This is a genomic window from Pseudomonas sp. Irchel s3h9, assembly GCF_900187475.1.
GTDB classification, from domain to species: Bacteria; Pseudomonadota; Gammaproteobacteria; order Pseudomonadales; family Pseudomonadaceae; genus Aquipseudomonas; species Aquipseudomonas neuropathica.
Genome location: NZ_FYDH01000008.1, coordinates 272267 through 295849, shown reverse-complemented (window position 1 = coordinate 295849; position 23583 = coordinate 272267). Strand labels below are relative to the sequence as shown.

The 23583-nt window shown below is 57.8% G+C and carries 16 protein-coding genes; 8 read left to right on the top strand and 8 right to left on the bottom strand.

What is annotated here, in order from left to right; translation table 11 throughout:
- Nucleotides 1–137 precede the first annotated feature (137 nt).
- The 3 genes from CKW26_RS15860 (at nucleotide 138) to CKW26_RS15850 (ending at nucleotide 2621) form a co-directional block, all read left to right on the top strand.
- Nucleotides 138–1517, top strand: a complete 1380-nt coding sequence (locus tag CKW26_RS15860) for a sodium:solute symporter (protein WP_095049299.1) — start codon at nucleotides 138–140, stop codon at nucleotides 1515–1517.
- Nucleotides 1518–1603: 86 nt separating this feature from the next.
- On the top strand, nucleotides 1604–2329 hold the full coding sequence (locus CKW26_RS15855) for an MBL fold metallo-hydrolase (protein WP_095049298.1): 726 nt from the start codon (nucleotides 1604–1606) through the stop codon (nucleotides 2327–2329).
- Between the two features lie 43 nt (nucleotides 2330–2372).
- Nucleotides 2373–2621 (top strand): phosphopantetheine-containing protein, encoded by a 249-nt coding sequence (locus CKW26_RS15850; RefSeq protein WP_034153223.1) that lies wholly within the window; start codon nucleotides 2373–2375, stop codon nucleotides 2619–2621.
- 104 nt (nucleotides 2622–2725) lie between these two features.
- On the opposite strand, the gene CKW26_RS30280 is transcribed toward CKW26_RS15850, so the two are convergent.
- Together CKW26_RS30280 and CKW26_RS15845 are read right to left on the bottom strand one after the other, a co-directional pair.
- Complete coding sequence (locus CKW26_RS30280) at nucleotides 2726–2854, bottom strand: PA1414 family protein (RefSeq protein ID WP_007914492.1); 129 nt, start codon at nucleotides 2852–2854, stop codon at nucleotides 2726–2728.
- Nucleotides 2855–2996: 142 nt separating this feature from the next.
- A complete protein-coding gene (locus tag CKW26_RS15845; RefSeq protein ID WP_095049297.1) occupies nucleotides 2997–3890 on the bottom strand; it encodes a LysR family transcriptional regulator in 894 nt (297 codons plus the stop codon).
- A 104-nt stretch (nucleotides 3891–3994) separates the two neighbouring features.
- Here CKW26_RS15845 and CKW26_RS15840 point away from each other — a divergent pair, with 104 nt between their 5' ends.
- Nucleotides 3995–5176: an MFS transporter gene (locus CKW26_RS15840; protein ID WP_095049296.1), complete on the top strand. Its 1182-nt coding sequence runs from the start codon at nucleotides 3995–3997 to the stop codon at nucleotides 5174–5176.
- Here CKW26_RS15840 and CKW26_RS15835 read toward each other — a convergent pair.
- The 3 genes from CKW26_RS15835 to CKW26_RS15825 form a co-directional block, all read right to left on the bottom strand.
- On the bottom strand, nucleotides 5121–6053 hold the full coding sequence (locus CKW26_RS15835; RefSeq protein ID WP_095049295.1) for a DMT family transporter: 933 nt from the start codon (nucleotides 6051–6053) through the stop codon (nucleotides 5121–5123). The two genes, CKW26_RS15840 and CKW26_RS15835, sit on opposite strands and share 56 nt — an antisense overlap.
- A gap of 248 nt (nucleotides 6054–6301) precedes the next feature.
- Nucleotides 6302–6700, bottom strand: coding sequence for a DUF2177 family protein (locus CKW26_RS15830; RefSeq protein WP_095049294.1), 399 nt, complete (start codon nucleotides 6698–6700; stop codon nucleotides 6302–6304).
- A 103-nt stretch (nucleotides 6701–6803) separates the two neighbouring features.
- The gene (locus CKW26_RS15825) at nucleotides 6804–7640 is read right to left on the bottom strand and encodes a S1 RNA-binding domain-containing protein (protein WP_095049293.1); all 837 of its coding nucleotides are present in this window, start codon (nucleotides 7638–7640) and stop codon (nucleotides 6804–6806) included.
- A gap of 340 nt (nucleotides 7641–7980) precedes the next feature.
- Between CKW26_RS15825 and CKW26_RS15820 the strand changes: the two genes are divergently transcribed.
- The 3 genes from CKW26_RS15820 to CKW26_RS15810 all read left to right on the top strand — a co-directional run bounded on the left by CKW26_RS15820 (nucleotide 7981) and on the right by CKW26_RS15810 (nucleotide 10039).
- Nucleotides 7981–8169 carry a hypothetical protein gene (locus CKW26_RS15820; protein WP_170844885.1) on the top strand — a complete coding sequence of 63 codons (189 nt, stop codon included), beginning with the start codon at nucleotides 7981–7983 and terminating at the stop codon, nucleotides 8167–8169.
- 205 nt (nucleotides 8170–8374) lie between these two features.
- Nucleotides 8375–9091 carry a TorF family putative porin gene (locus CKW26_RS15815; RefSeq protein WP_093438058.1) on the top strand — a complete coding sequence of 239 codons (717 nt, stop codon included), beginning with the start codon at nucleotides 8375–8377 and terminating at the stop codon, nucleotides 9089–9091.
- A gap of 78 nt (nucleotides 9092–9169) precedes the next feature.
- Entirely contained in the window at nucleotides 9170–10039 is an 870-nt protein-coding gene (locus tag CKW26_RS15810) for a DUF6279 family lipoprotein (RefSeq protein ID WP_095049292.1), read from the top strand.
- Between the two features lie 123 nt (nucleotides 10040–10162).
- On the opposite strand, the gene CKW26_RS15805 is transcribed toward CKW26_RS15810, so the two are convergent.
- The gene (locus CKW26_RS15805) at nucleotides 10163–10555 is read right to left on the bottom strand and encodes a transcriptional regulator (RefSeq protein ID WP_095049291.1); all 393 of its coding nucleotides are present in this window, start codon (nucleotides 10553–10555) and stop codon (nucleotides 10163–10165) included.
- A 172-nt stretch (nucleotides 10556–10727) separates the two neighbouring features.
- On the opposite strand from CKW26_RS15805, the gene CKW26_RS15800 reads away from it, so the two are divergent.
- Complete coding sequence (locus tag CKW26_RS15800) at nucleotides 10728–11462, top strand: thioredoxin family protein (protein WP_095049290.1); 735 nt, start codon at nucleotides 10728–10730, stop codon at nucleotides 11460–11462.
- Between the two features lie 73 nt (nucleotides 11463–11535).
- Here CKW26_RS15800 and CKW26_RS15795 read toward each other — a convergent pair whose 3' ends face one another.
- Nucleotides 11536–12042 (bottom strand): hypothetical protein, encoded by a 507-nt coding sequence (locus CKW26_RS15795; protein WP_177409259.1) that lies wholly within the window; start codon nucleotides 12040–12042, stop codon nucleotides 11536–11538.
- Nucleotides 12039–23264, bottom strand: a complete 11226-nt coding sequence (locus tag CKW26_RS15790; protein WP_095049289.1) for a filamentous hemagglutinin N-terminal domain-containing protein — start codon at nucleotides 23262–23264, stop codon at nucleotides 12039–12041. The genes CKW26_RS15795 and CKW26_RS15790 overlap by 4 nt, the downstream gene beginning before the upstream one ends.
- Nucleotides 23265–23583: the final 319 nt, after the last annotated feature.

Genomic DNA, 23583 nt, shown 5'->3' with positions numbered 1-23583 from the left:
GGAGTGAGCCTGCTCGCGATGACTTCAGCACATCCAATAAAGATGTGACTGACAGACCGCTATCGCGAGCAGGCTCACTCCTACAAGGGAAATGATTTTGGCCTCAACATAAAAAAGACAATCGGAGACACGCCATCATGGCTTTGGATTTATTCGTCGTCCTCATCTACGCCGCCGGCATGCTCTTGCTCGGCTACTTCGGCATGCGTAAGGCCAAGACCAACGAGGACTTTCTCGTTGCCGGTCGAAACCTCGGCCCGAGCCTGTACATGGGCACCATGGCCGCGACTGTTCTGGGTGGCGCGTCCACCGTCGGCACCGTACGTCTGGGCTACGTGCATGGCATCTCCGGTTTCTGGCTGTGCGCGGCTCTGGGTTGCGGCATCGTTGCGCTGAACCTGTTCCTCGCCAAACCGCTGCTGAAACTGAAGATCTACACCGTTACCCAGGTCTTGGAAAAACGCTACAACCCGATGGCGCGCTCGGCGAGCGCGGCGATCATGCTGGCCTACGCACTGATGATCGGCGTGACCTCGATCCTGGCGATCGGCACCGTGCTGCAAGTGCTGTTTGACCTGCCATTCTGGGTTTCGGTACTCGTCGGTGGTGGCGTGGTGGTGATCTACTCGGCGATCGGCGGTATGTGGTCGCTGACCCTCACCGACATCGTCCAGTTCATCATCAAGACCGTGGGCCTGATGTTTATCCTGTTGCCGATCTGCCTATACCGCGTCGGCGGTTGGGACGAACTGGTGCTGAAACTGCCGGCGACTGCCTTCAGCTTCACCACCATCGGCTGGGACACGATCATCACCTACTTCATGATCTACTTCTTCGGCATCCTGATCGGTCAGGACATCTGGCAACGGGTGTTCACCGTCAAGACCGCCAAAGTCGCGCAATACGCAGGCAGCATCGCCGGCATCTACTGCATCGTCTACGGCCTGGCCTGCGCGCTGATCGGTATGGCTGCGCACGTGCTGATCCCGGATCTGGACAACGTCAACAACGCCTTCGCCGCCATCGTCAAACTGTCGCTGCCGGACGGCATCCGTGGTCTGGTGATCGCGGCTGCACTCGCGGCGATGATGTCCACCGCCAGCGCCGGCCTGCTCGCCGCCGCCACCACGCTGACTGAAGACTTGCTGCCGAAGCTGCGTGGCGGCAAACAGTCGAGCCTGGGCGTCAACCGCCTGTTCACTCTGCTGACCGGTGTCGTGGTGCTGGGTATCGCGCTGGTGGTAAATGACGTGATCAGCGCCCTGACGCTGGCGTATAACCTGTTGGTGGGCGGCATGCTGGTCCCGCTGATCGGTGCGATTTTCTGGAAACGCGCGACCACCGCCGGCGCCATCGCCAGCATGGGCCTGGGTTTCGCCACCGCACTGCTGTTCATGTTCAAGGACGGTCTGGATGCCAATACGCCGATCTACTACAGCCTGGCTGTGGGTCTGGTGAGTTTTGTGGTGGTGAGTCTGGTCTCCCCTCGCCCGGCAACCGTGGCGAGCGCGATCTAAGCTCTGATGTAACGACTTGATGCTTTCTTCGACGGGTGTGGCGTCGGTTGCCACACCCGTTTTTTTACGTCTGGAGAAAATGATTTATGAAGATCGTTTCTCGTGATCAGTGGTTTGAAGTGCAGCACCTGAGCGATGGCATTCGGTTGATTCACGAGCCGTATATCCGCCCGTTCTACCGCTGCAACCTCTGGCATGTGCAGGGCCGTGACAAAGACCTGCTGCTGGACAGCGGCTCAGGACTGGTCAGCCTGCGCGAACAGTTGCCGTGGATTACCGAGCGGCCACTGGTGGCAGTGGCCAGTCATTGCCACTTCGACCATATCGCCGGGCATCACGAATTTTCTGAACGGCTGGTGCATCCGGCCGAAGCGGACATTCTGGCCGCGCCGGATGGCGAAAACGACTTGAGCCGTGCTTTCGTTGGCGACGACATGTTCGAAGCGCACCCGGATTGCCCGTTGTGCTACGCCGAGTACCGGGTCAAAGCCGCGCCGGCGACCGGGTTTGTCGAGGACGGTGATGTGCTCGATCTGGGCAATCGCACGCTGCAGGTGCTGCACACGCCGGGGCATTCGCCGGGCGGCATCAGCCTGTATGAAGCGGCGACTGAAACGCTGTTCAGCGGCGACATCATCTACGCCGGGCCGCTGATCGAAGACGCCTACCACTCCAATCTTGAGGATTACGCCACCAGTCTGCGACGTTTGCAGGCGTTGCCGATTCGCACGGTGCATGGCGGGCACTTCGGTAGTTTTTCCGGGGAGCATTTGCGCTCGATGATTGACGAGTGGTTGCGCGGCCACGCCTGAGGCCTGCTTCACTCAAGCACAACAACAATCAGAAATATCTGCCATGAGAAGAGCTGCCGTGCGTGCCGCCGTGCACCGATATATCCGGCGTCTGTTGGAAACCCGCGAATTCAACGACAACACCAGTCTGGTGCAACTGGGCCTGGAGAAAGCCGATATAGAAGATTTGATCTTTCATCTGGAAGATGAATTCGGCCTGACGGCGTTTACCGCCGAGGAAGACCGCATGCTCAAGACCGCGAAGACAGCGAATGACTTGAGCCGGTTTTTACTGGAGATCGGCCGTCATTAAAAGCAAAAGATCGCAGCCTGCGGCAGCTCCTGCATTAATCCGTGCAGGAGCTGCCGCAGGCTGCGATCTCTTGATCTGAATCCTTTGATCTCGGATCGGGGGGCTTACCGGCGCCGTTGTTGACGGCGGCGCTGCTCGTCATCGGTGCGGATCGGGACAGGTTGCAGAGGCGGTTCGATCAAGCCAAGGGCAACACCCAAGTCGTGCAGCCAGTTTTGAATTTTCTCTTTCATCGTCATGCCCCCTTCAGGGTGGTGCTGAGCGGCCGGAATTCTGAGGCCGCTTCGCACTGATAATAGTCCGAAGTCCTACGTAATGCTCGGCCAAATCCGCAATGATCTGTTACTGAATTGAACAGAATATGCCGCCATTGGTTCAGGCTGTTTCTCGGGTTTCAATCTGAGCCGCAGGATAGACAGCCTGCTGCACCTCAATCCATGCATTGAGGTTGGCGCCGACCATGCCCTTGCGCCACATGAGCCACGTTGTCGCACCCACAAATGGCTCGGCCAATGGATGCACCGCGACGCTGTCACGCCCCGGCAGACTGGCCAGCATCGACTCCGACATCAGCGCCACGCCACTGCCGGCAATCACACAGGCGAGCATGCCTTGATACGACTCGATCTCCATCGCCCGGCCCATAGTCGCGTGATAGTGCGAAAACCACGTCTCCAGGCGCATGCGGTAGGAACAGCCGCGACGAAAGGTGAACACCGAACGCCCTTCAACATCCCGCGCGCTGCGCACCGGCGGATGATCGATTTCAGTGATCAACACCAACCGCTCCTCGCACAACGGCACGCCGTCGAGCCCGGCGAGTTCCAGCGGGCCATCGACCAACGCGGCATCAAGGCGCCCGGTGAGCAACCCCTCCAGCAACTCGCCACTCGGTGCTGACTGCACTTGCAGATTCACCGCTGGATAGCGCTTGTGATACTGCGCCAGCAGCGCCGGCAGATGAATCGCCGCCGTGCTGTACATGGTGCCCAGAGCGAAGTCACCGGCGGGTTTGCCGCCCATCACCGCCGCACTGGCCTGATCGCGCAGGGCGAAGAGTTTGCCGGTGTAGTCCAGCAGGACTTTTCCTGCAGGCGACAGTTGCAAACGCTGACGCTCACGGACGAATAACTCGACACCGAGCTGCTCCTCCAGTTGCTTGAGCCGGGTCGATAGATTCGATGGCACGCGGTGCAGGCGTTCCGCAGCGCGGGTGATGGAACCTTCCTCGGCCACGGCCTGGAAGATCCGTAGTTGGCTGAATTCCACAACCTTTCTCCAGAACAGAACAAGTTACTCACTATTATTCAATTTTAAAGAAAGTCAATCAGTCCTAGCCTGACGGTCATTGAAGCCCTCACGGAATTCCGACCATGTCGCCGCTTATTCGCTTATCTGCCTGCTTCGTGGCCCTGATGATGGCCATGGGCATCGGACGTTTCGCTCTCACCCCGCAAATGCCGCACCTGCTCAGCGAAGGTCAGATCGACCTGACAGCCGCTGGTCTGATTGCAGCGGCCAACTACCTCGGTTACTTGCTCGGCGCGGTGGACGCGATGTTCGCCCATCGCCCGCAGCAGGTTCAGCGGCGCCTGCACGGTGGCTTGTGGCTCTGTGTGCTGCTGACCCTGGCATCGTTCTGGGCCGATGGTTTTTGGTCGCACCTGGTGCTGCGCTTTGGCACCGGGGTGGCGAGTGCCTGGGTGCTGGTGATGATTACGGCTTTAAGCCAACCGTTGGCAGCGGCAGCGGGTCGTCCACGTTTGGGCGCACTGGTATTCGCCGGACCGGGCTTAGGGATTTTTCTGACAGGATTGTTGGCACTGGTCTCACATCTTCTCAACCAGACTTCCGCGACGTTGTGGCTGATTTACGCAGCGGCTGCGTTGGTGATGATGCTGAGCGTATGGCGACTGCTGCCTAAGCCCGTCGCAACGGCTGCAGTTGCTGTGGCGGCAAGCAATCCATCGAATCGCGGCATCGGGCGGCTGGCCGTGATTTATGCGCTGTACGGCGTCGGCTACATCATTCCGGCGACATTCCTGTCGCAGATGGCCAATGAGCAGTTTCACGGACAATGGCAGGCGGACTTGTTCTGGCCGTGCTTCGGTCTGGCTGCGGCGCTTGGCGTGTTGCTGGTGAGTCTACGGCGTCACGATCCCGAAACGACGCGCCACTGGTTGATGGCGACGTTGTGGCTGCAAGCGGCCGGTGTCTTTGCCTGCCTGCTCGGCAGTGGCCTGGGCCTCGCACTGGGCGTGATCCTCTGTGGCACACCGTTCCTCGCCTGCATGCAACTGGTCATGCAACGCTCGCGGGAACTGGCGCCGCATGCCACCCAACGCAATGCCGGCATGCTCACCGCGTGCTTCGCCGTCGGCCAACTCAGCGGCCCGTTGCTGGCGGCGTTGAGCAGCCATTTCAGCGGCGGTTTGCAGCCAGCATTGGTCATCGCCGGCAGCGGATTGTTGATTGCCGGCGGTCTGGCGATGCAGTCGACTAGCGCTGGCCCAGCGCTTTGCGCAAACGCCGACGCAGCCACTGCTCGGCGCTGACAAAAGTGATGCCGAGCAGCACCAGTACAGCGCCAACGACGAAGTTCACAGTCAACTGTTCGCCGAGCAGCAACACGCCAAAGGTCACGCCGAACAGCGGCGTCATGAACGAAAACACCGCGAGGTTGGCTGCCAGATAACGGCGCAGCAACCAGAACCAGATCAGGTAGCTGAAGAACGATACCACTAGGCCCTGGAACAACACGCTGGCCACCGCCACGGTGGTCAGGCTGACGTGGGTGATCTGGCCGCTGAACAGCGCAATCAAGAGCAGCCCGATGAAGCCGACGATCAATTGATAGAACAGGGTCAGCGTCACCGGTGCTTCCGACAGCCGTGATGCGCGCACCACCACCGTAGTCGCGCCCCAACAGGCGCCAGCCAACACGCCAAAGGCATCGCCGAGCAGCATGCGCCGGTCGAGGTTGTCCCACGACACACCGCCGGCAAAGGCAATCGCGATGCCGATGAAGGCGAGCAGGATGCCAAGCCATTGCAGCGGCCGCAGTCGCTCACTGGCCAGCAGAAAGTGCACACCCAACGCGGTGAAAATCGGTGCGGTGTAGAGGAACACCGACATGTGCGCAGCAGTGGTCAGTTGCAAGCCTTCGGCGATGAAAAAAAACTCCAGACCAAACAGCGCACCGGCCAGCAGGCCACCACGCCAGGTCGTACCGACCTGATCCCAGCCACCTTTCCAGCAGATCAGCAAACCGACCAGCAACGCGGAAATTCCCGAGCGCCCCGCCGCTTGCATCACCGGCGCGATGTCCGCTGCGGCCCACTTGATCATCACCTGTTGCACGCCCCAGATCAGGCAGAGGCCGATCATCACTTGCAGGGCAAATCTGTCGGCATTGCGCCGCTCGACACTCACCGCAACACCTCGAATACACACAACATGGCAGGCCATCCAATGGTCAGAAAACAGTGTCGAGGATTATCAATGACTCGGGCGCAAAAAGCCGTCTGGAAAAGACATTTTGTGCTTCATTGGCGCCAGTGGTGAATGGCTATCGGCTACGCCGCCATTCGCGAACGAGCTCGCTCCCACTTTGGAATGCGTTCCCCTGTGGGAGCGAGCCTGCTCGCGAAGAGGCCGGCATGGCTTACCTGCATTTCGGATCAGACCTTGCCAAACCGCCTCGCCAACAAAAACCCGACGCTACAAGCCACAGCAGTAGCAAACATACCCCACGCCCAATCCATCAGCGTCACCTGCACCGACCAGCCGCGCAACGTCGCCCAATTGGTCAGGTCATAGGTGCCATAAGCCACCAGCCCCAATAACGCGCCCCGCTTCGCCGCCCACTGCCAGGTCGCCGCAGGCAGCACCACAAACACCACGCAGCCAAATACATACAGGCAATAAAAAACCGCTGCGGGAATCAGCAGCGGTTTTTCGAGCATCAGCGGGCCGAGCAGTTCGCGATAGGTCGGCGCCATCAACAGGCCGAGCCAGATACCGTCGAGCAACAGAAACGCAATCAGCGTCGCAACATAGGCAACCAGAGACTTCTTCATCACACCCGCCCTCATGTAGGAGCTGCCGAAGGCTGCGATCTGTTGATCTTCAAAGTCAAAAGATCGCAGTCTTCGGCAGCTCCTACATGGGGCCAGCGGTGTCTCAGGTTAGTTCAATACGATCGGCGTGAATGACGATTTTGCCTTCCTTGTACAGCGCACCGATGGCCTTCTTGAAGTTGCCCTTGCTGACGCCGAACAGGCTGCTGATCAACGCTGGATCGCTCTTGTCGCTGACCGGCAACGTGCCGCTGTTGTCACGCAACTTGGCGAGGATCTTCGAGTTCAGGCTGCTCGCCGCTTCCTGGCCAACCGGTTGCAAGCTCAGGGCGATCTTGCCGTCGGCACGGACTTCCTTGATGTAGCCCTTCTCGCTCATGCCGGCGCGCATGAACTTGAAGATTTCGTTCTTGTGAATCAAACCCCAGTGCTTGTTGTTGATGATCGCCTTGAAGCCCATGTCGGTGGCTTCGGCAACCAGCAGATCAACTTCCTGACCCTGACTGTAATTGGCCGGAGTCTTGTCGAGGTAGCGATCCAGTCGCGCAGTGGCGGTGATACGGCGGGTGTGCTTGTCGAGGTAGACATGCACCACGCAGTATTCGCCGGCGGTCATCTGGCGCTTCTCTTCGGAATACGGCAGCAACAGATCCTTCGGCAGCCCCCAATCGAGGAACACACCGATGCTGTTGACTTCAACGACTTTCAGACTGGCAAATTCGCCGACCTGCACTTTCGGTTTTTCCGTGGTGGCGAGAAGTTTGTCTTCGCTGTCCAGATAAACAAAAACGTTGAGCCAATCTTCATCTTCGGTCGGAATATCTTTTGGGATATAACGATTAGGCAAAAGAATCTCGCCATCGGCACCGCCATCCAGATATAAACCGAAGTTAGTGTGTTTAACCACTTGCAAACTGTTGTAACGCCCGACTAAAGCCATTTCCAGAACCCTCATTGCGTGGGCTGCATTCTACCCGTTTTTATCGTGGCCGTCGGGTGACAGATCGGCACGCTTGTGAAACCGGTTCAACACCTTGATTTTCCTCGGGCGCAGCCGGGCCGAGGTGCCGCTCGTCAGACAGGCACGAACGCTCATGACTGAATATTTCAATGCACGCGCACATAAATGTTGTTATTTAAAACAGCAGGTTAGCCGGATATTTCGAATATTGGATCGAGAATAATGCAGCAATGCGGTTGGTTATTCCGGGGGATATTTACCAAGCAATTGTCAAGTTATTCCTGTACGATGCCTGGCCGAGTTACTTTTCTACAGGTTAATGGCCGCCATGCGTGTAAAAGCATCCTCCAGCAAAGCAAAGCCAGCTCCAGCCGTTGAAACCAGCGAATCGATTAACGATCAGATCGCAGCGTTTCTCAAGTCTGGTGGCGAGATTCAGCAAATTGCCAAAGGCGTCAGTGGCCAGACATTCGGCCCGTCCAAGCAGATCAGCCTGGGCAAGAAGTAACACCGGTTTTACACCCGTCCAGAGGCGCTTTGAGCTTTGAAGCGCCTGGACTGGCACCGCGTAACCTCCCTCCTTTTTAAACAAAATTCCTTGTAAATCGACGAACGGCCTTCAATGCCGATCATTCGCCGGTATCCTTGCACGCGTCTAGATCAAGCGTTTCAGCAGGCCCGCCTTCCTGCGCTCGCTGTTCATGGAGTGACGCATGCGCAAATCTTCCTGTTTATTGCTCGTAAGCCTGATAGTCGGCTCGACCGCGCACGCGCAGATTTTCCAGCGTGAACTCGGCGACTTCGATCTCAAACTCGGTACCACGCCCACACGCAGCATGGCTCAAGGCCTGGTCAAACCGGCGGCAGTCGGTTCCTTCCATGGCGGCCTAGACCTGAGCCACGACAGCGGCCTCTATGTCGGCCAGTACGCACCGAGCATGGGCATCTCCCCGGGCAAGAACCTCGAAATCGACTCCTACGTCGGATTTAAACAACCTTTCGATCAGACCCTCGGCTATGAAGTCGGCATGATCCACTACAGCTATCCCAAGGTAGACACTCTCGACAGCCAGGAGCTGTTCGGTGGCCTGACCTTGCTCGGCAGTCGTTTCGGCGTGGCCTTCAGCAATGACCCGGATAAACAGAACAACACGTTGTTTGCCGATCTTGGCGGCAACCAGCCATTCGGCATCGGCGTCAGCATGAAATACACCACCCACCAACTGAACACGCCAGTGGCCGTGGACGGTGGTTATGTCGGCAGTTTTACCGATTGGTCGGTGAAATTGTCCCGACCATTCATGGGCGTCGACCTCGATCTGATCTACAGCGACTCCAGTCTCAGCGGCAGCGATTGTTCGGCCTACTCCGGGCACAACAGCGAGTGCGACGGCCTCGTCACCCTCAAGGCTGCGCGCGCGTTCTATTGATTGGCTGAACTGCCGGGTTCATTCTGCGTTCACATAGGAATCAGTTCCTCGAAGCCAGGCTCACGCAAGGATTCGCCCATGTCTCGCTGGTTCAAACACATCGCCGCACTACTGATTTTCACCCTCGCCCTCGGCGCTTGCAGCCGTGTCGGCCTGGCCTATCGCAACCTCGACGTGATCATTCCATGGACGCTCAGCGACTATCTGGACATGAACGGCGAGCAAAAGGACTGGTTCAACGAGCGGCTCAAGGATCACTTGAACTGGCATTGCACCACACAATTGCCGGGTTACCTGGACTGGCTGGATCGTTTACAAACGATGGTCGAGACCAATCAGGTCAACGATGCCGCATTGCAGGCACGCACTGCGGAAGCCAAGCAGGCGATTGCCGAAACCGCTCGAGAGATCACCCCGTCGGCAATCGAGTTGCTGCAAGGGCTGGATGACAAGCAAGTGGCCGAGATGAATGACGCGTTTGCCAAGGATCTGCGCAAGCGTCAGCAGGAATACCTTAAACCACCGCTTGATCAGCAAATTGCCGAACGCGGGGCGCGAATGGTCAAACGTCTGAACGACTGGCTCGGCCCCTTGAGTGCCACGCAAGAGCAGCGGGTAATGACGTGGTCGACCGCCCTGGGCGATCAGTACACCCAATGGATTGCCAACCGGGCCCATTGGCAAAAGCAATTCAGTGCAGCCGTCGCACAACGCAAAAGCCCCGAATTCCCACAGAGAATCGAGACGCTTCTGGTCAATCGCGAGAGTTTATGGACAGCCGATTACCGCAAAGCCTTCGCCGAAACTGAAGCGCAGGGACGCTCTCTGGCGGTGGATTTGATGGCCCAAAGTACGCCGCAACAGCGTCAGCGGTTGTTGAAGAAGATCGAAGGAGTGCGCAAAGACTTCAACGACCTCAAATGCCTCAAGGCCGCGCAAAAAACCTGAAGACTCCTAAATCCAATTGTAGGAGTGAGCCTGCTCGCGATATCTGTATTCCAGTGACATCAATGTTGACTGGAACACCGCTATCGCGAGCAGGCTCACTCCTACAGGGGGATCTGCGTAAACTCAGGCGATCTGGGCTTTGGAAGCCACTTCATCAAACGTTACCTCGGCCAGCGCATCCTCCTGCTCATCCAGCACCTGACGCGGGTGATCATTGCCAGGAATGCTGCTGTCGATCAGGCTCAGCAAGCTGGAACCGCGCGGGGTCAGAACAAAATTGTTTCCGGTGCTGCCCTCCTCATCCGGGCGCGGTGCGATATAGCCGCGCAAGAGCAACAACCGTTCATAGTCGCAAGCCAGCGTTTTCAGATGATCCAGATTCTCGATCGGCTCGCCGGCGCTGGCTTTCGCCGCCGCATAATCTTCGGCGTAAGCCCGAGGGGCAAAGCTATGGCCGGCACTGTTCTGCACTTCGTGCAGCAAGCGTTCAATCAAATCCCAGTTATAAGTCGTCATCCTGATCCAACCTCCGGTGCGCGTGATTTATGGCGCGTTCATAGGTTGTGACCGGAGTGGCTGTCAGCCGTTCAGCCGCATTTCCCGCAGCGACCGACCGGCGGTCTGTCGATCCTGCGCAGGGTTAAACGACTAGTCTGAAACAGGCTTCAACCCCGCAGGAGAAATCATCATGAACGTTGAGAATCATCCGGTGGTGTCGCGCGAAGAATGGCTCGCCGCCCGTAAGCAGCATCTCGCTGACGAAAAAGCTTTCACCAAAGAACGCGACCGCCTCAGCGCCAAACGTCGCGCATTGCCATGGGTAAAGGTCGACAAGGACTACCGCTTTCAGGGCCCGAACGGCGAATTAAAGCTGGGGGATCTGTTCGGTAAACACAGCCAACTGGTGATCTACCACTTCATGTTTGCCAAGGACTGGAAGGAAGGTTGCCAGGGTTGCTCGTTCCTCAGCGACCACATCGACGGTGCCAACCAGCATCTGGCTCATCACGACATCGCCGTGGTTGCGGTTTCGCACGCGCCGTTCAACGAGTTCCAAGACTTTAAACGGCGCATGGGCTGGAAGTTCGACTGGGTGTCGTCGGAAGGTTGCGACTTCAACTATGACTTCGGCGTTTGTGCCCGGGCTGAGGATGTCGCGGCCGGAAAGGCTACGTACAACTACGAAAAGACTGACAGTGCTGAGGAAGAAATGCCTGGTCTGAGCGTGTTTTATCGTGATGCAAAGGGCGACATCTTCCACACCTACTCAACTTACGCTCGCGGTCTGGACATGCTCGTCGGCGCCTATAACTACCTCGACCTTACGCCCAAGGGCAGGAATGAGGACGAGATCATGGAGTGGGTGCGGCATCATGATCGGTATGACGGGGAAAAAGTGTCCAGTTGCTGCTACGAAAAATAAGTAGCGAGTAGACGGAAATTGTGGGGTGGGAGCGCTCACTAGTGCCCTCTTTCGCATCCTTCCGGGCGCCTGTTCAGGGACCCTGAATTGTTTTGTTGCCCGAGCGGTAAGTATCAATGTTTCCCTGAGGAAGGAACAATCGGGCGGCGAACCAACACGTCGCCAGTGATGCGAAAAACACGCCCGACAACTCCATCAGATAATCCGAAATCCCGCCGCCCTTAATGTCTTCGTCGAACACCACGAGCAGGACGAAACAAAACACCCACCCGGTGGCGACACTGGCACCCGCCAGTGCCACCAGCGAACAGTTCGCCGTCGTCCTCCTGACCTTCAGCAATGAAATTGCCCCTGCCAATATTAAAAAGGGCAGGAGGAAAATCAGTTGCGCAAGAAATGGCGCTAATAGCGGCATCAGAACCAGTTCGCCTCCCCTGACCTCGCCCAAGAGTTTCGGGGTATTGACCAAGTGAGCAAGCAGAGTGATGGTCTTGATGATCCCCCCAATGAACCCCAAAACGAACGGGCATAAAAGAAACGCCAGGAAAACCCTGCGGCGTGGATACCCCGTCTTACTCATGGTGCGCAACCCTGGCTTTTCGAAAGACCCAGCAATTTACAGCCATATTCGACCCTTGAGTCGTAATTCAAAATAATCACGCCACCATCGACGCCCTGTTTGTCGCCAATAAACGGGTTGAGTGATGTATCTGTTGCGTACTTGCCAACCGTTTGAAAGAACGTGTGATCACCCAGAAACTTCTCATGAATGGTCTGCAACAACGACTGCTCGTTCTTCAATTGTTTGATATCCCAGCCTGCCGGATCCGTAGCGTTTTTATTGTAAAGGTCTTTGAAGTTATCAAACCCGCCTGTAATCAACGCATCGCCAGCCGCTTTACGCCAGTCATAAACGGGCGCCAGGAACCAGCCCAGACCAAAGCTGAGGAACGATGCATTGCCATCTGCGCCCAGACCGGTCAACGGCGCTCGGGAAACGGTCTCAGCGCCTCCAAACCATGACGCGCCTATTCCGAGTTGTTGCTCATACACATTGCTCGCACCGAAAAAGTTGGCTCGGTTATCGATCGTGTTCAGATAGGTCACCAGACGATCAGAAGCACCTTGGGTGTTGTAGAGATAGTCAAAGGTCGTTTGCGATGTACGTGCCACGTCTTTGTGCATGACATTCCACGCATCCTGCATGGCAATGTATTTGAGTGCCGAGTTGACCGCCGTGCGGCAGCCATCACTTTGGGGGGCCTTGTCACACATGCTGCGCATTTCCGAATCGAGAAATTCGCTCAGCTTTTCGGCCTTGGCGATGGCAGCGTCTTTCTGTTCCTTCGTCGTGCAGGTTTTGCCATTGAGACAGTTTTCGACTTCCTCGAAGGCTTGGTGAGACAGATAGTTGTAAAGCGTTCCATTGGCGGCCACCGAAGCGGCGATACCCACATCGCTACCGGAAGCGGCAGCGCCCAACACCCCCACTATTTGTGAGACGGCGAGCAGATTGGCCTGCGCCTGAATGTATTCAGGGGTTCCCGGAACATAGTTTTCCGGCAAGAGCTTATCGCCCAGCAAACCGACCAGAAACTCGTTGGCACCACCGGCAAGCGCTCCGGTGCCGAAATCTCCGCCCATGGCTTTGGACACCAGACCGCCGAGTCCGGCGTGCAGGAGAATTTTCTCCAGGCTGCCCTCGGGCAGTTTCAGGTCGCCAATTTCCCCAGCGCCCATGGCTGCGCCGATGCTGGCCAGCGTTCCGGCCGCAGAGCTGACCAGGTTGTCCTTGAAGCTGCCTCCGTAGACGACGGTTTTGATCAACGCATCGGCAGTCACTTTGGTCGCCACGGCCTTGAGCCCCTCCGGCGTCAGAGTGATATTGCCCACATCGAACTTCATTCCCTGAGTAACGCCTGCAGTTGCCGCCGCCACGACGTAGCTTTTCAAGGCATCTTCGGACGTAACGTCCTTGAGCACTTTTCCAAGGTTACCGCGGTTGTCGATCGTGCTGACCGTCGCTTTGGTTGCGGCGGTAATGGCGACTCCCTGCAACATTGCGTTCATGCCGGCCATCATCGGTCCGAGGATGGCCGCCATGGCGATGGCAATGATCAGTTGTGAAGCTGGCCCCAATCCGGAGTTCTGGTATTTGAAAGACTCATGAATCTCCTTGACCTGCCGCCAGTCCACATCGCCACGTTCTTCTGCCTGTTTAAGCCAGGCCATCTGCGGATCGGCCTTGACCATGGCATCAATGGACTCGCTGACCGTTTGCTGATTGACCTGCTTTACATCGATTTTCAGGCCATCGACCGCTTTGATGACGATGTCGCCCTTGGCAAACATCTGCGTCTGACGGAACGTTTCGTCGGTATTGCCCTTACCTTTGGAAGAGTTCCAGAACGCATTATTGTTGGTTTTCGTATGGCTCTCATCGTGCAGATCTTTCACGCCTTCAAAGACAATCTGCCCACCACTGTCCAACAGGATGTCGCCACCGCTGTTGAGTTTCGCGACCTGGAATCGTTGATCGCCGCCACTTACTACAGCCAGGTTTCCACCGGTCGTAATCTCACTGCCAACGTTCGTCACCTGCGTGACTTCGTCATGCTTCAATTTCTTTTTGCCAAAACTGCCTTTGTCTTTTTTGTCGTACAAAGAGTAGTCCGTGTCTTGTGCGGCAAGCACTTGAATATCGTTCTTCGCCACCAGATAGGCTTCATCGCCAGCGGTGATACGACTGGAGATCAGCGCCAAATCATTACCTGCCCGGATCGCGACATCACCACCGGCAGTGATCGTGCTGGCAATCTGTTTAACGTGATCTTCCTGAGTCGTGAGTTTTTTGGTTTTTGAATAGGAGTGACTTTCATCAGCGGCTGAAGCAATCGTCACATCACCCTCTGCAACGAGGGTGAAATTGCGCTTGGCATTCATGTCACTGCCCACGGCGGCAAAGTCACGGCCCGCACTCATCAGGATATCGCGTCCGGCATTGATGCTGGATCCGTACTGTGTGATGGAGCTGCGTTGTTCCTTGCCGCCACTGTCAACGCTCAGCTGTTGGGCCGAAGCGATGGCGATATCTCGACTGGCCTCGATCCGCGTGTCTCCCCCACTGGACATGGCCCCACCGATGCCAAGCACGTCCCGGCCCGAGAAGATGGTCAGATCATTGGCTGCTTCGATACGTGCAGCGCTATCAACGTAGTCACGTTGCTGGATTTGGCCCTTGTTGTTGAAGACCATACTGTTGACCGTGCGCTCGTTGATGACGTCTCCGGTCAGCGTCACCATAGTGACATCGCGTCCGGAAATGACACCGCCTGATTTATTGATGATGTCATGGGTGGCTAGCAGCCCCAGCCGATTCCCCGCCTCAATCAAGCCACTGTTGGTCAGGTCTTGCCCGGCACTGGCCGCCAGATTGTTGGTAGCACGCAACGTTCCTGCGTTGGTCAGGTTCTGGCCAGCGATCAGGTCAACATCATTGCCCTGGATCAGCGCACCGTTCGGCGCCAGGCGGTTATCGGCATGGGCTAGATACAAGACAGGCACGAGCACCTTCTCACCGTTCACTTCGTGCTCTTCGAGCCAGACGATGTCGTGGGTCAGTGCCGCCACTTGCTGGGCGGTCAAGGTCACGCCCATCGACAGGTTGAGTTCATTCTTGCTGGCGATGGCGTTGTTCATCAGGTACTTGAACATGGCTTCGTCGGAGGTCTGGCCGTCGATGAAACGCTGGCCGGTGCGGGCGACCACGGCTTGCTGCACCAGACGTTGTTCAAACAGACCATCGCCCAGACGCTTGGCGCTGTTGTCGGGGTCGTAGCCGAGTTTGTCGAGCAAGTAATCCGAACTCATGAACTGCTTGAGATCGGTCAGCGCCGGGTTGGTCTCGATCAGGTATTTATGTGGGTTGGAACGTACGCTGGTGTCAGGCAAGCCTTGAACACGCGGGACATTGAATGAAGAGTCCCCACGATTGGGCAGCATGACGCCAACGGGGCCATCGCCAGCGGCAGCGTTGACGTTTATGTCAGCAATTTTGTCGTTGAGGTTCAGCGATGGGCGATCGGCTAACGCCAGTTCACGGTTTTTAACCGAAACCGGATCGTTCTTGTCGATCTGGAAATCCGTTGCATGTTTGACTGGCATACCGCCCGCGTGGCCAGCGGGTGCGGCAGTGATGGTGCCAATGGTCCAGTCTTTACCCGCAACAATCGTCTGTTCGCTACCGTCCTTGCGGCTGAGTCGGAACAGGCCGTTATCACCGGTTGGCAAGGTGAAGCCCGGCAGGGCCAGCGGATTGACTTGCTGTTGAGCCAGATCCGGAGGCAGCTGCGGATTCAAGAAAACGACGGTGGGTTTGGCGGAGTTCTTTACCCCGGTGTCGGCCGTGTCTTTTACCGTGCCACCAAAATTGGTGTACGGGTTCAGGTTGCCGTTGTTGATCGTGGTTTTGGCGTTGATCTGGACCGCCTGGCCGGCCTGAACGATAGAGGAGACACTACTTCCGCCATTAGTGAACACTCGGTCGTCGCGCTGCTTGGTGCCCGCCAGAATCTGCGAAGGCACTGCGACTTCAGGTCCAATACCGAACTTGGTATTGACCCTGTTCATGAGTTGCTTGTCCAGCGATTGATAATCCCAGTGAGTCCCTCCCTTGTCGGGTTCGTGCCAGGTATCTATGTAGTCATATTGGTTTTTTGAGTTTCGGTCTGCATAGTTCTGCAGATCGACGCTGACCCAACTGGTTTGTTTATTCGGTAGCCCGCCTAGTTTATAAACGCGCATCCGTGTAAAGCTGCCCGACTGCAACCCGAAGTTATCGAAAGTATCGACGTCGAGTTTGATGTTCCTGCCTGCAGAAATCAGCGACGCAGTATTGGTGAAAGCCCCCACATTGGCAGTCAGATTTCCCGCCACCGAAAGCGATGCTTGCGGCCCTGTGATCGTCGAGGTGGATTCAAAGTTTTCATTGACGTAAAACGTAGTGCCGCTGAAGGTGATGTCGCCGGAGATAAACTTCTCCTCGCCAACTACCCCTTCCGTCTTGTTATTGAAGCTATTGGCCGACAGCGAAAAATCACCATCCACATTGATCGAAGCCGCGAGGTTATTGACACTGTTCGCCCGCCCGCCGTATTGCCCGCCAATCGTCAAATTGCCAATGCTGTAAACGTCACCGGTCTGGTTGGTGAAATCGTTAACCAGCAGACTCATATTGCCGCCGCTGAACACCAGGCCGCGGTTATTCACCAGATTTGCAGTGCTGATCGTCAGATCCTGCGCAGCCCCCAACGTACCGGTGTTGCTCACCGCACCGGCGTTGATCGTCATCGCATAGTTGGACGTCAGTCGTCCGCCGGAATTGTTCAGCAGGCCACCGACGTTAACGGTGGTCAGGCCACCACCTCCAATGCTTGAGGCGCTGGTCAGGCCCAGTTGCGCAGCATTGAGGGTCATATCGCCCAGACTGCTGACACGACCATTACCGCCGTAATTCCCGGACAGCTGGATATCCAGGCTGCCGTCACTGGCGATCAAGCCCTCGTTGCTCCAGTTACCACCACGCCCCACCAGTTGATTGGAAGCGAGCAACTGCCCACTCGCGGTCTGCACGAAATTGCCGACATTCACCGTCAACCGCCCCGCCTGAATCACGCTACTGTTGGTCCAGCTGTCCGCGTTGAGCGTCAGGCCGCCACGGGTCACCAGCGAGCCGCCGGCGTTCATCACGTTGGCGGTGGAGATGCCGAACTCGCCCAGACCGACATGCGTCACCGAACCGCCGGCATTTAGGAAGCTCGGAGCGGCCAGTGTGAAATCGGTGTTGGCGGTTTCCACCAGACCGTTGCGGTTGTCGAACTGGCTGCCGATCTGGAAATCGGTTTTGCCGCTGGTGCCGAGCGCGCGCAGCTTGCCGCCCTGGTTGTCGAGATTGGCCGCGCGAATCGCCAGTGTGCCGGCGCTTTCGATCAGGCCGCTGCGGTTACTCAGGTTGAGATCGGCACCCAGCTCGATGCGGCTGCCGCTGATCTGGCCGTTGTTGTTGCTCATCAAACCGGCGATGGTTTTCACCACGCCTTTGGCATAGATCCCGCCGCCGCTGTTGTCGAGGGTGTTGCCGCCAGCGTTGAGCAGGATGTTGCCGGTGTTGGCGGCGATTCGTCCGCCGTCGCTGTAGATGCCGCCCAGCGCTTGCAGGTCGAGGCGACTGCCTTCGATCTTGCCGCCCTGACCGTTGCGCAACACGCCGTTCAGGCGCGTTTGCAGCAGACCTTTGAGGCTTGAAAGCACCCCGCCACGGCTGTCGAGGCTGGCGGCGGTGAGGGTAAGGTCGCCGTTCTGGGCGATGATCTTGCCGCCCTGGTTGTCGATGGCGCCAGTGCCCGTGATCACGGTCAGCGCGGTCATGCTTTGCACCGCGCCTTTGCCGTTGTTCAGTGCGGCGGCGGTGAGGGTTACACCGGCATCGCGGCTGGAAATCAAGCCATCGTTTTCATTATGCAGCGTGCCGCCAGCGGCGATATCCAGTTGATCTTTGGCCGACAGGGTGCCGCGTTGGCTGTTGTTCAAATCGCCGCTGGTAAACAGGCTCAGCAGGGTCTGGCTAATCAATTGCCCGCCGCGGTTATCAATGCTGGTGGAGCGGTTGATCAAGAATGCGCCGGTACTGCCCAGAGTCCCATTGATATTGCTGAGAGCGCCGAGCAGGTCGAGGGTGACGCTGTCATCACCAACCAGACTGCCGCTGGTGTTGTTCAGTTGCGTGCCAGTGAAATTCAGGGCTTTGGTGGCGCTGATTCTGCCGGAGGTGTTGTCCAGCGTGGCGGCACGGATATCCAGTGCGTCGCCACTTTCGATCAAACCACCTGCGGCGTTGCTGATGTTGCCGCCGCTGATCGTCAACGTCTGCTTGCCGCCGCTCGTGACGATGCCGTTGCTGTTGTCCAGACTGGTAGCCTTGATGCTCACCTCGCCTTTGCCGCCCACGCCCCCATTGCTGTGGTTGATCAACGCGCCACTGAGGTCGATGCTGGTGTTGCCGAGCAGACTGGAGACGGTGCCTTCGCGACTGTTATCGAGCGTGCCGCCTGTAAGGGTGACACTCTTCCAGCCCGAAATCAGTCCACCCTGGTTATTCAGTTCGGCAGCCGTGAGGCTCAACTGATCGTTGCTGATCAGGTTGCCGCCGCGGTTATCGAAACGGTTGCCGGTGAGGCTGAAGCTGTTGACGCTGGAGATTTCGCCCTGCTGGTTATTCAGGTCACGCAGGGTAGCGATGCTCAGCACGCCTTTGCTGTTGATCACGCCGTTCTGGTTATTCAGGTCGCGCAGATGGGCAATGCTCAACACACCTTTGCTGCTGATCACACCGTCCTGGTTGTTCAGGTCCTGCGCGGTGGTGCCCAAGTCCATATTCAAGCCGGAAACGCCGACCAGCGTGCCGCCCTGATTGTTCAGACCGGTGCTGTTGAGGGTCAGTTGTTGCGCGGCGCGAATGCTGCCTTTGTTGGTGTTTTTCAGCAGGCCATCGACAGTCACCTCGATATCGCTGTCACTGAGCAACACGCCGCCATCGCTGTTATCCAGACTCGCCGCGCGAACCTGCAACGCCGCAGCGGCAATCGTGCCTTTGATCGAGGTCAGCGCCTTGTCGAGGGTCACGGTGAGTTTATGGTTGCTCAGCAGTTGGCCGCCGCTGTTGTCCAGCGATGTGGCGATCAGTTCAAAAGCCTTGTCGCTGGAAATCTCGCCGCCACGGTTGTTCACGTCGGAGAGGTTTTTCAGTAGTAACTGGTCCGGCGCGTTGATCACGCCGCCCTGGTTATTCAGCGCGCTGCCGTTCAGATCGACACTGACGGTGCCGCCGCTGAACAGTTTGCCGCCCTGCTGGTCGAGGCCTTGGATATTGGCGGTCAGCGTCTTGCCCGCGCCGAGGCTGCCTGCGGTGTTGGTCACCTGACCGGCATTGATCTCAACGTGGTCGGCCGCGTAAATATTCGCTTGGCTGTTGTTGAACTCGCCAGTGCTGATGTTGAGGTTGGCCTTGCTGCTGATCACCCCTTTTTGCTGGTTATCCAGCGCGCTGCTGTTGAGGGTCAGATCACCATCGGTCAGCAGGCTACCACCCTGATTGCTGACGGCGCCGCGCGTATCGACGGTGAGCGCTTTGGCGCTGGAGACCGTGCCGGCGTCGTTGTTGAGGCTAGCGGCGTTGATCGCCAAGGCGCCTTCGCTGACGACGCTGCCCTGTGCGTTGTTCAGCTCCCCGGAGAGGTTGATCACGAGGTCTTTCTGGCTGGTCAGGCGACCACTGTTTTCCAGTGTCTTACCGGTCAGTGTCAGCCCTGTGTCACCGGACAGCAGGCCTTTATTGCGGTTGATGACGTCGTTGACGGTCAGAGCCAGATTGCCTCCCGCGAGCATGTAGCCGCTGTCGCTGTTATCGAGCCAGGCGCCGATCAGACTGACATCGCTCTTGCTCGACAACTCGCCGCTGCGGTTGTCGACGCGAGCGACGTTGAGGTTCAGCGCTTTTGTTGAGCCGATCAGACCTTCCTGACGGTTATCCAGACTGGCGGCGGTAATCTTCAGGCCGTTGTCGGCGATGACCACGCCGTTCTGGTTATCGAACATGCCAGTCACGCTGAAATCGACATCACCGCGTACGCGAATGTCACCGCTGCTGTTGTTCAAACTGTCGCTGCGACTGTCGAGGTTGGCGGAAGCAATCAGACCTTTGACGTTGCTCAACGCGCGCTCGATGACCAGAGTGAGCTTTTCATTGCTCAGCAACTTGCCGCCGTCGTTGTTCAAGCTTTGCGCGTTAACGCTCCAGGCCTTGGCAGCTGAGATTTCACCGGCGCTGTTGTTGACGTCCTTGAGGTTTTTCAGCAGCAACTGGCCCGGCGTATGGATATTGCCGCGCTGGTTATTGAGCAGACCGTTGTTCATGTCCAGGGTCAGGTCGCCGTTGCTGAACAGCTCTCCGCCATCCTGCTCCAGCGAGGTCAGCGACGCCTCGAGTTTCTGCTGACTGCCGAGGCTGCCGCCGGAGTTGTCCAGGTGCGCGGCGGTCAATAATAGTGAGCCATCGGTGGCGATACTGCCGCCCTGGCGGTTCTTCAACTCACCGGTAGTCAGGGTCGAATCAGCCTTGGCGCTGATGATGCCGTTGTCGCTGTTATCCAGACTGCCACTTTTAAAGGTAAGGCCTTTCTGCGAAACGATCAGGCCGCCCTGACTCAGCACGGCACCGCTGGCGGTCAGTGCCATCGCTTCAAGGCTCGATAGTTTGCCCAGACGGTTGTCGAGGCTGCCGGCGCTGAGGGTCATCTGCCCTTCGCTACTGATCAGGCCTTGCTGGTTGTCCATGGTCTCGTCGAAGGTCAGCCCGAGCGTGTTCTGGCTGACGATGCGCCCGCCGACGTTGCTCAGGCCGATGCCGCTGAGGGTGCTCACGCCTTTGCTGAAAATCAGGCCGTTGCTGGCATTGATGATCTGCGCGACTTTCAGCGCCAGTGTGGTGTCGGAAAGCACCTTGCCGCCGTCGCTGTTGTCCAGACGCGAACCGTTGATGTGCAAATCCAGTTGGCTGGAGAGTGTGCTGGCACGGTTGTCGATCTGCTCGACGTTGACGGTCAAAGTCTTGAGCGAACCGACCAGACTGTCCTGATGGCTATTGAGGGTTTTGCCGGTCAGCAGCAGATTGCCTTCGGCGACCAGTTCGCCGTGTTCTTGATTGAGGGTGTCGACGTTGGCGTCGATATCACCTTTGGCGGAAATTCGTCCGCCATCGTTGGTCACGGCTTTGGCTTTGAGGCTCAACAGACCGGTCGAAGTCAGCAGGCCGCCATTGCTGTTATCGAGTGTGTTGCCGTCGAAGCTCAGCGCCGTCTTGCTTTCGAGGCGGCCCTTGTCGCGGTTGTCCAGGTTGTCGATCAGCAGTTTGGCGGCCTGGTCGGCGCGAATCGTCCCGCCGCGGTTGTCGGTGTTGGCGCTGCTGACGGTCAGGGTGTCGAGGCTGGAAATCTTGCCGGCGCGGTTATCCAGGCGCGTGGCCTGCACGTCCATGGCGCCGTTGGCCTGGATCAGGCCCTTGTTCTGGTTGTTCAGTTGCTCGCTGATCCGCGTGGTCAGCGTGCCTTCGCTGGTCAATTGGCCTTGCTGGCTGTTGTCGAGCTGTTGAGCTTTTACCAGCAAGGCCTGTTTGGCGCCGATCTTGCCGGTGCGGTTGTTGATTGCGCCTAGGGCGCTGATGTCGAGCAGACGGCCGGCGCTCATCAGGCCGGCAACATTGTCCAGCGAGGTGACGTTGAGAACCGCGTCGGTCTGGCTGCTGAGTTCGCCGCTGTTGTTGATCAACTGGCCGATGTTGGCGGTGAGGCTGGCGTTGCTGGTGATCACACCCTGACTGTTCAGCACCTGAGCGGCGTTGAGGTTCAGGGTGGTGTTGCTCTGCACTTTGCCGGCGTTGCGATTGTCCAGCGTGCCGGCGCTGATCGCAGCGGTTTGGCCGCTGAGCGTACCGCCCTGGTTGTTCAGGGTTTGCGCGATGTTGATGGTCAGATTGCGGCTGGCGGTGAGGCTTTTGCCGGTGTTGTCGAGGTTCTGCGCAGTGAGGCTCAGATCGCCGCTGGCATTGCGGCTGCCGTCGGCGTTGACGCCGGCTTCGATGGCGCCGGCGTTGGTCAGTTGCCCGCCGGCGCTGAGGGTGAGGCTGTCGCGGGCCGCGAGGGTCTGGCGGTTGGTCAGGTTGCCCTGAGTTTGCACGTTGGCGCTGGTGCCGGCGTAAACCGGTCCGCGTGCATCAAGGCTGGCCGCCTTGACGTTGACCGCGCCGGTGGCCGAGGTGTCGGCCAGACTCAGTTGGCCGTTGGCGTCGAGCTGGATATCGCCGCCGCTGGCAATCAGTTTGCCGTCGAGTTTCACCCCGACCCCGGCCTCGGTGCCGACCAGTTTGATCGCGCCGGCGTACATGCCGCCGAGCGCCGAGGAGTCGATGGCCAGTTGCGGCTTGGTGCTGCCGTCATCGGCGCGGGCGGTGGCATTCAGGGTTTGTGCGTTGACATCGTTGCGACCGGCGACAATCGTCAGGTTCTGCGCCTGAATCTCGGCGTTGATCTTCGCGCTGCGGGTGATGATTTCGAAGCGGTCGACATTGGTCGCGTTGAGTCCCGCGCCTTCAATAGCGACGCTGCCCTGATCAACTTGAAAGCGATCCAGCCGACCGTTGTCGAGCACTGGTTTGCCGGTGGTCAAAGTCACACGCGGTGAGTTGATGAAACCGCACCCGTTGCACGTGATGCCGTAAGGGTTGGCGACAATCACCCGCGCCGACTGCCCCGCCACTTCGGTGTAGCCGCGTAACTGGCTTGGATTACCGCTGATGACTTCGTTGAGAATCGCCTGCGCCGAACCGCTGTTTTTCAGGTTCGGGTTATCAATGATGTGCCCGCCCAACTGGGTGAGATTGTTCTGCGTCGAGCCGTTGTTGAGGATCAGCCCCTGCGCGCCGACGTTGTAGTCGTGGAACTGGTTATGCGACAGCCCGCTGGCATTGGGCGTGGCGATATTGATGATCGGCACGCCGTTGCCGGCGCGATCCAGCGAGGTGTTCGGGTTGGCCACGACAATGCCGTCGGCCTGCGCCCACATCGGTTGCCAGAACATCACGTTCGCCAACAGGAACGCCAGGCCGCGCTTGGGCATGCCAAGGAATAAATCGCGTTTTTTCACGGCAGCGGCAGGCTGACAAGCAAGGAAGGCGTAATGGCGAACGTCCATGTTTAAAGTCTCTTTGCAACGGGCAAGTTGATCGGGGCAATCGACAGGCAAAGCAGTCCCTACCCGGAAAAAAAACAGGCTGCCGGGAGAGTGAAAGAAACAAATGGGGATAAATGCGCGTTTCGGTCAGAACGTCCAAAACGATGCGAAAACAATCGCAGTGCAGACTGCGAAAAGTCGGTTCGATCCCTCGAAAGCGCACATTGATATCAATGTGATGGCGCGATGGTAGATTGCCATCATTCTGGCGTCAATAAGTCGTAACAAGGCTTTTTGGGCAACCGCTCTAGAACGCGGCTTTTCGGGACATAATCGAAAT

Coding starts and splice junctions, on each gene's coding strand:
- CKW26_RS15860 (WP_095049299.1), top strand. CDS start 138: ATGGCTTTGGATTTATTCGTCGTCCTCATCTACGCCGCCGGCATGCTC.
- CKW26_RS15855 (WP_095049298.1), top strand. CDS start 1,604: ATGAAGATCGTTTCTCGTGATCAGTGGTTTGAAGTGCAGCACCTGAGC.
- CKW26_RS15850 (WP_034153223.1), top strand. CDS start 2,373: ATGAGAAGAGCTGCCGTGCGTGCCGCCGTGCACCGATATATCCGGCGT.
- CKW26_RS30280 (WP_007914492.1), bottom strand. CDS start 2,854: ATGAAAGAGAAAATTCAAAACTGGCTGCACGACTTGGGTGTTGCCCTT.
- CKW26_RS15840 (WP_095049296.1), top strand. CDS start 3,995: ATGTCGCCGCTTATTCGCTTATCTGCCTGCTTCGTGGCCCTGATGATG.
- CKW26_RS15830 (WP_095049294.1), bottom strand. CDS start 6,700: ATGAAGAAGTCTCTGGTTGCCTATGTTGCGACGCTGATTGCGTTTCTG.
- CKW26_RS15825 (WP_095049293.1), bottom strand. CDS start 7,640: ATGGCTTTAGTCGGGCGTTACAACAGTTTGCAAGTGGTTAAACACACT.
- CKW26_RS15820 (WP_170844885.1), top strand. CDS start 7,981: ATGGCCGCCATGCGTGTAAAAGCATCCTCCAGCAAAGCAAAGCCAGCT.
- CKW26_RS15815 (WP_093438058.1), top strand. CDS start 8,375: ATGCGCAAATCTTCCTGTTTATTGCTCGTAAGCCTGATAGTCGGCTCG.
- CKW26_RS15810 (WP_095049292.1), top strand. CDS start 9,170: ATGTCTCGCTGGTTCAAACACATCGCCGCACTACTGATTTTCACCCTC.
- CKW26_RS15805 (WP_095049291.1), bottom strand. CDS start 10,555: ATGACGACTTATAACTGGGATTTGATTGAACGCTTGCTGCACGAAGTG.
- CKW26_RS15800 (WP_095049290.1), top strand. CDS start 10,728: ATGAACGTTGAGAATCATCCGGTGGTGTCGCGCGAAGAATGGCTCGCC.
- CKW26_RS15795 (WP_177409259.1), bottom strand. CDS start 12,042: ATGAGTAAGACGGGGTATCCACGCCGCAGGGTTTTCCTGGCGTTTCTT.
- CKW26_RS15790 (WP_095049289.1), bottom strand. CDS start 23,264: ATGGACGTTCGCCATTACGCCTTCCTTGCTTGTCAGCCTGCCGCTGCC.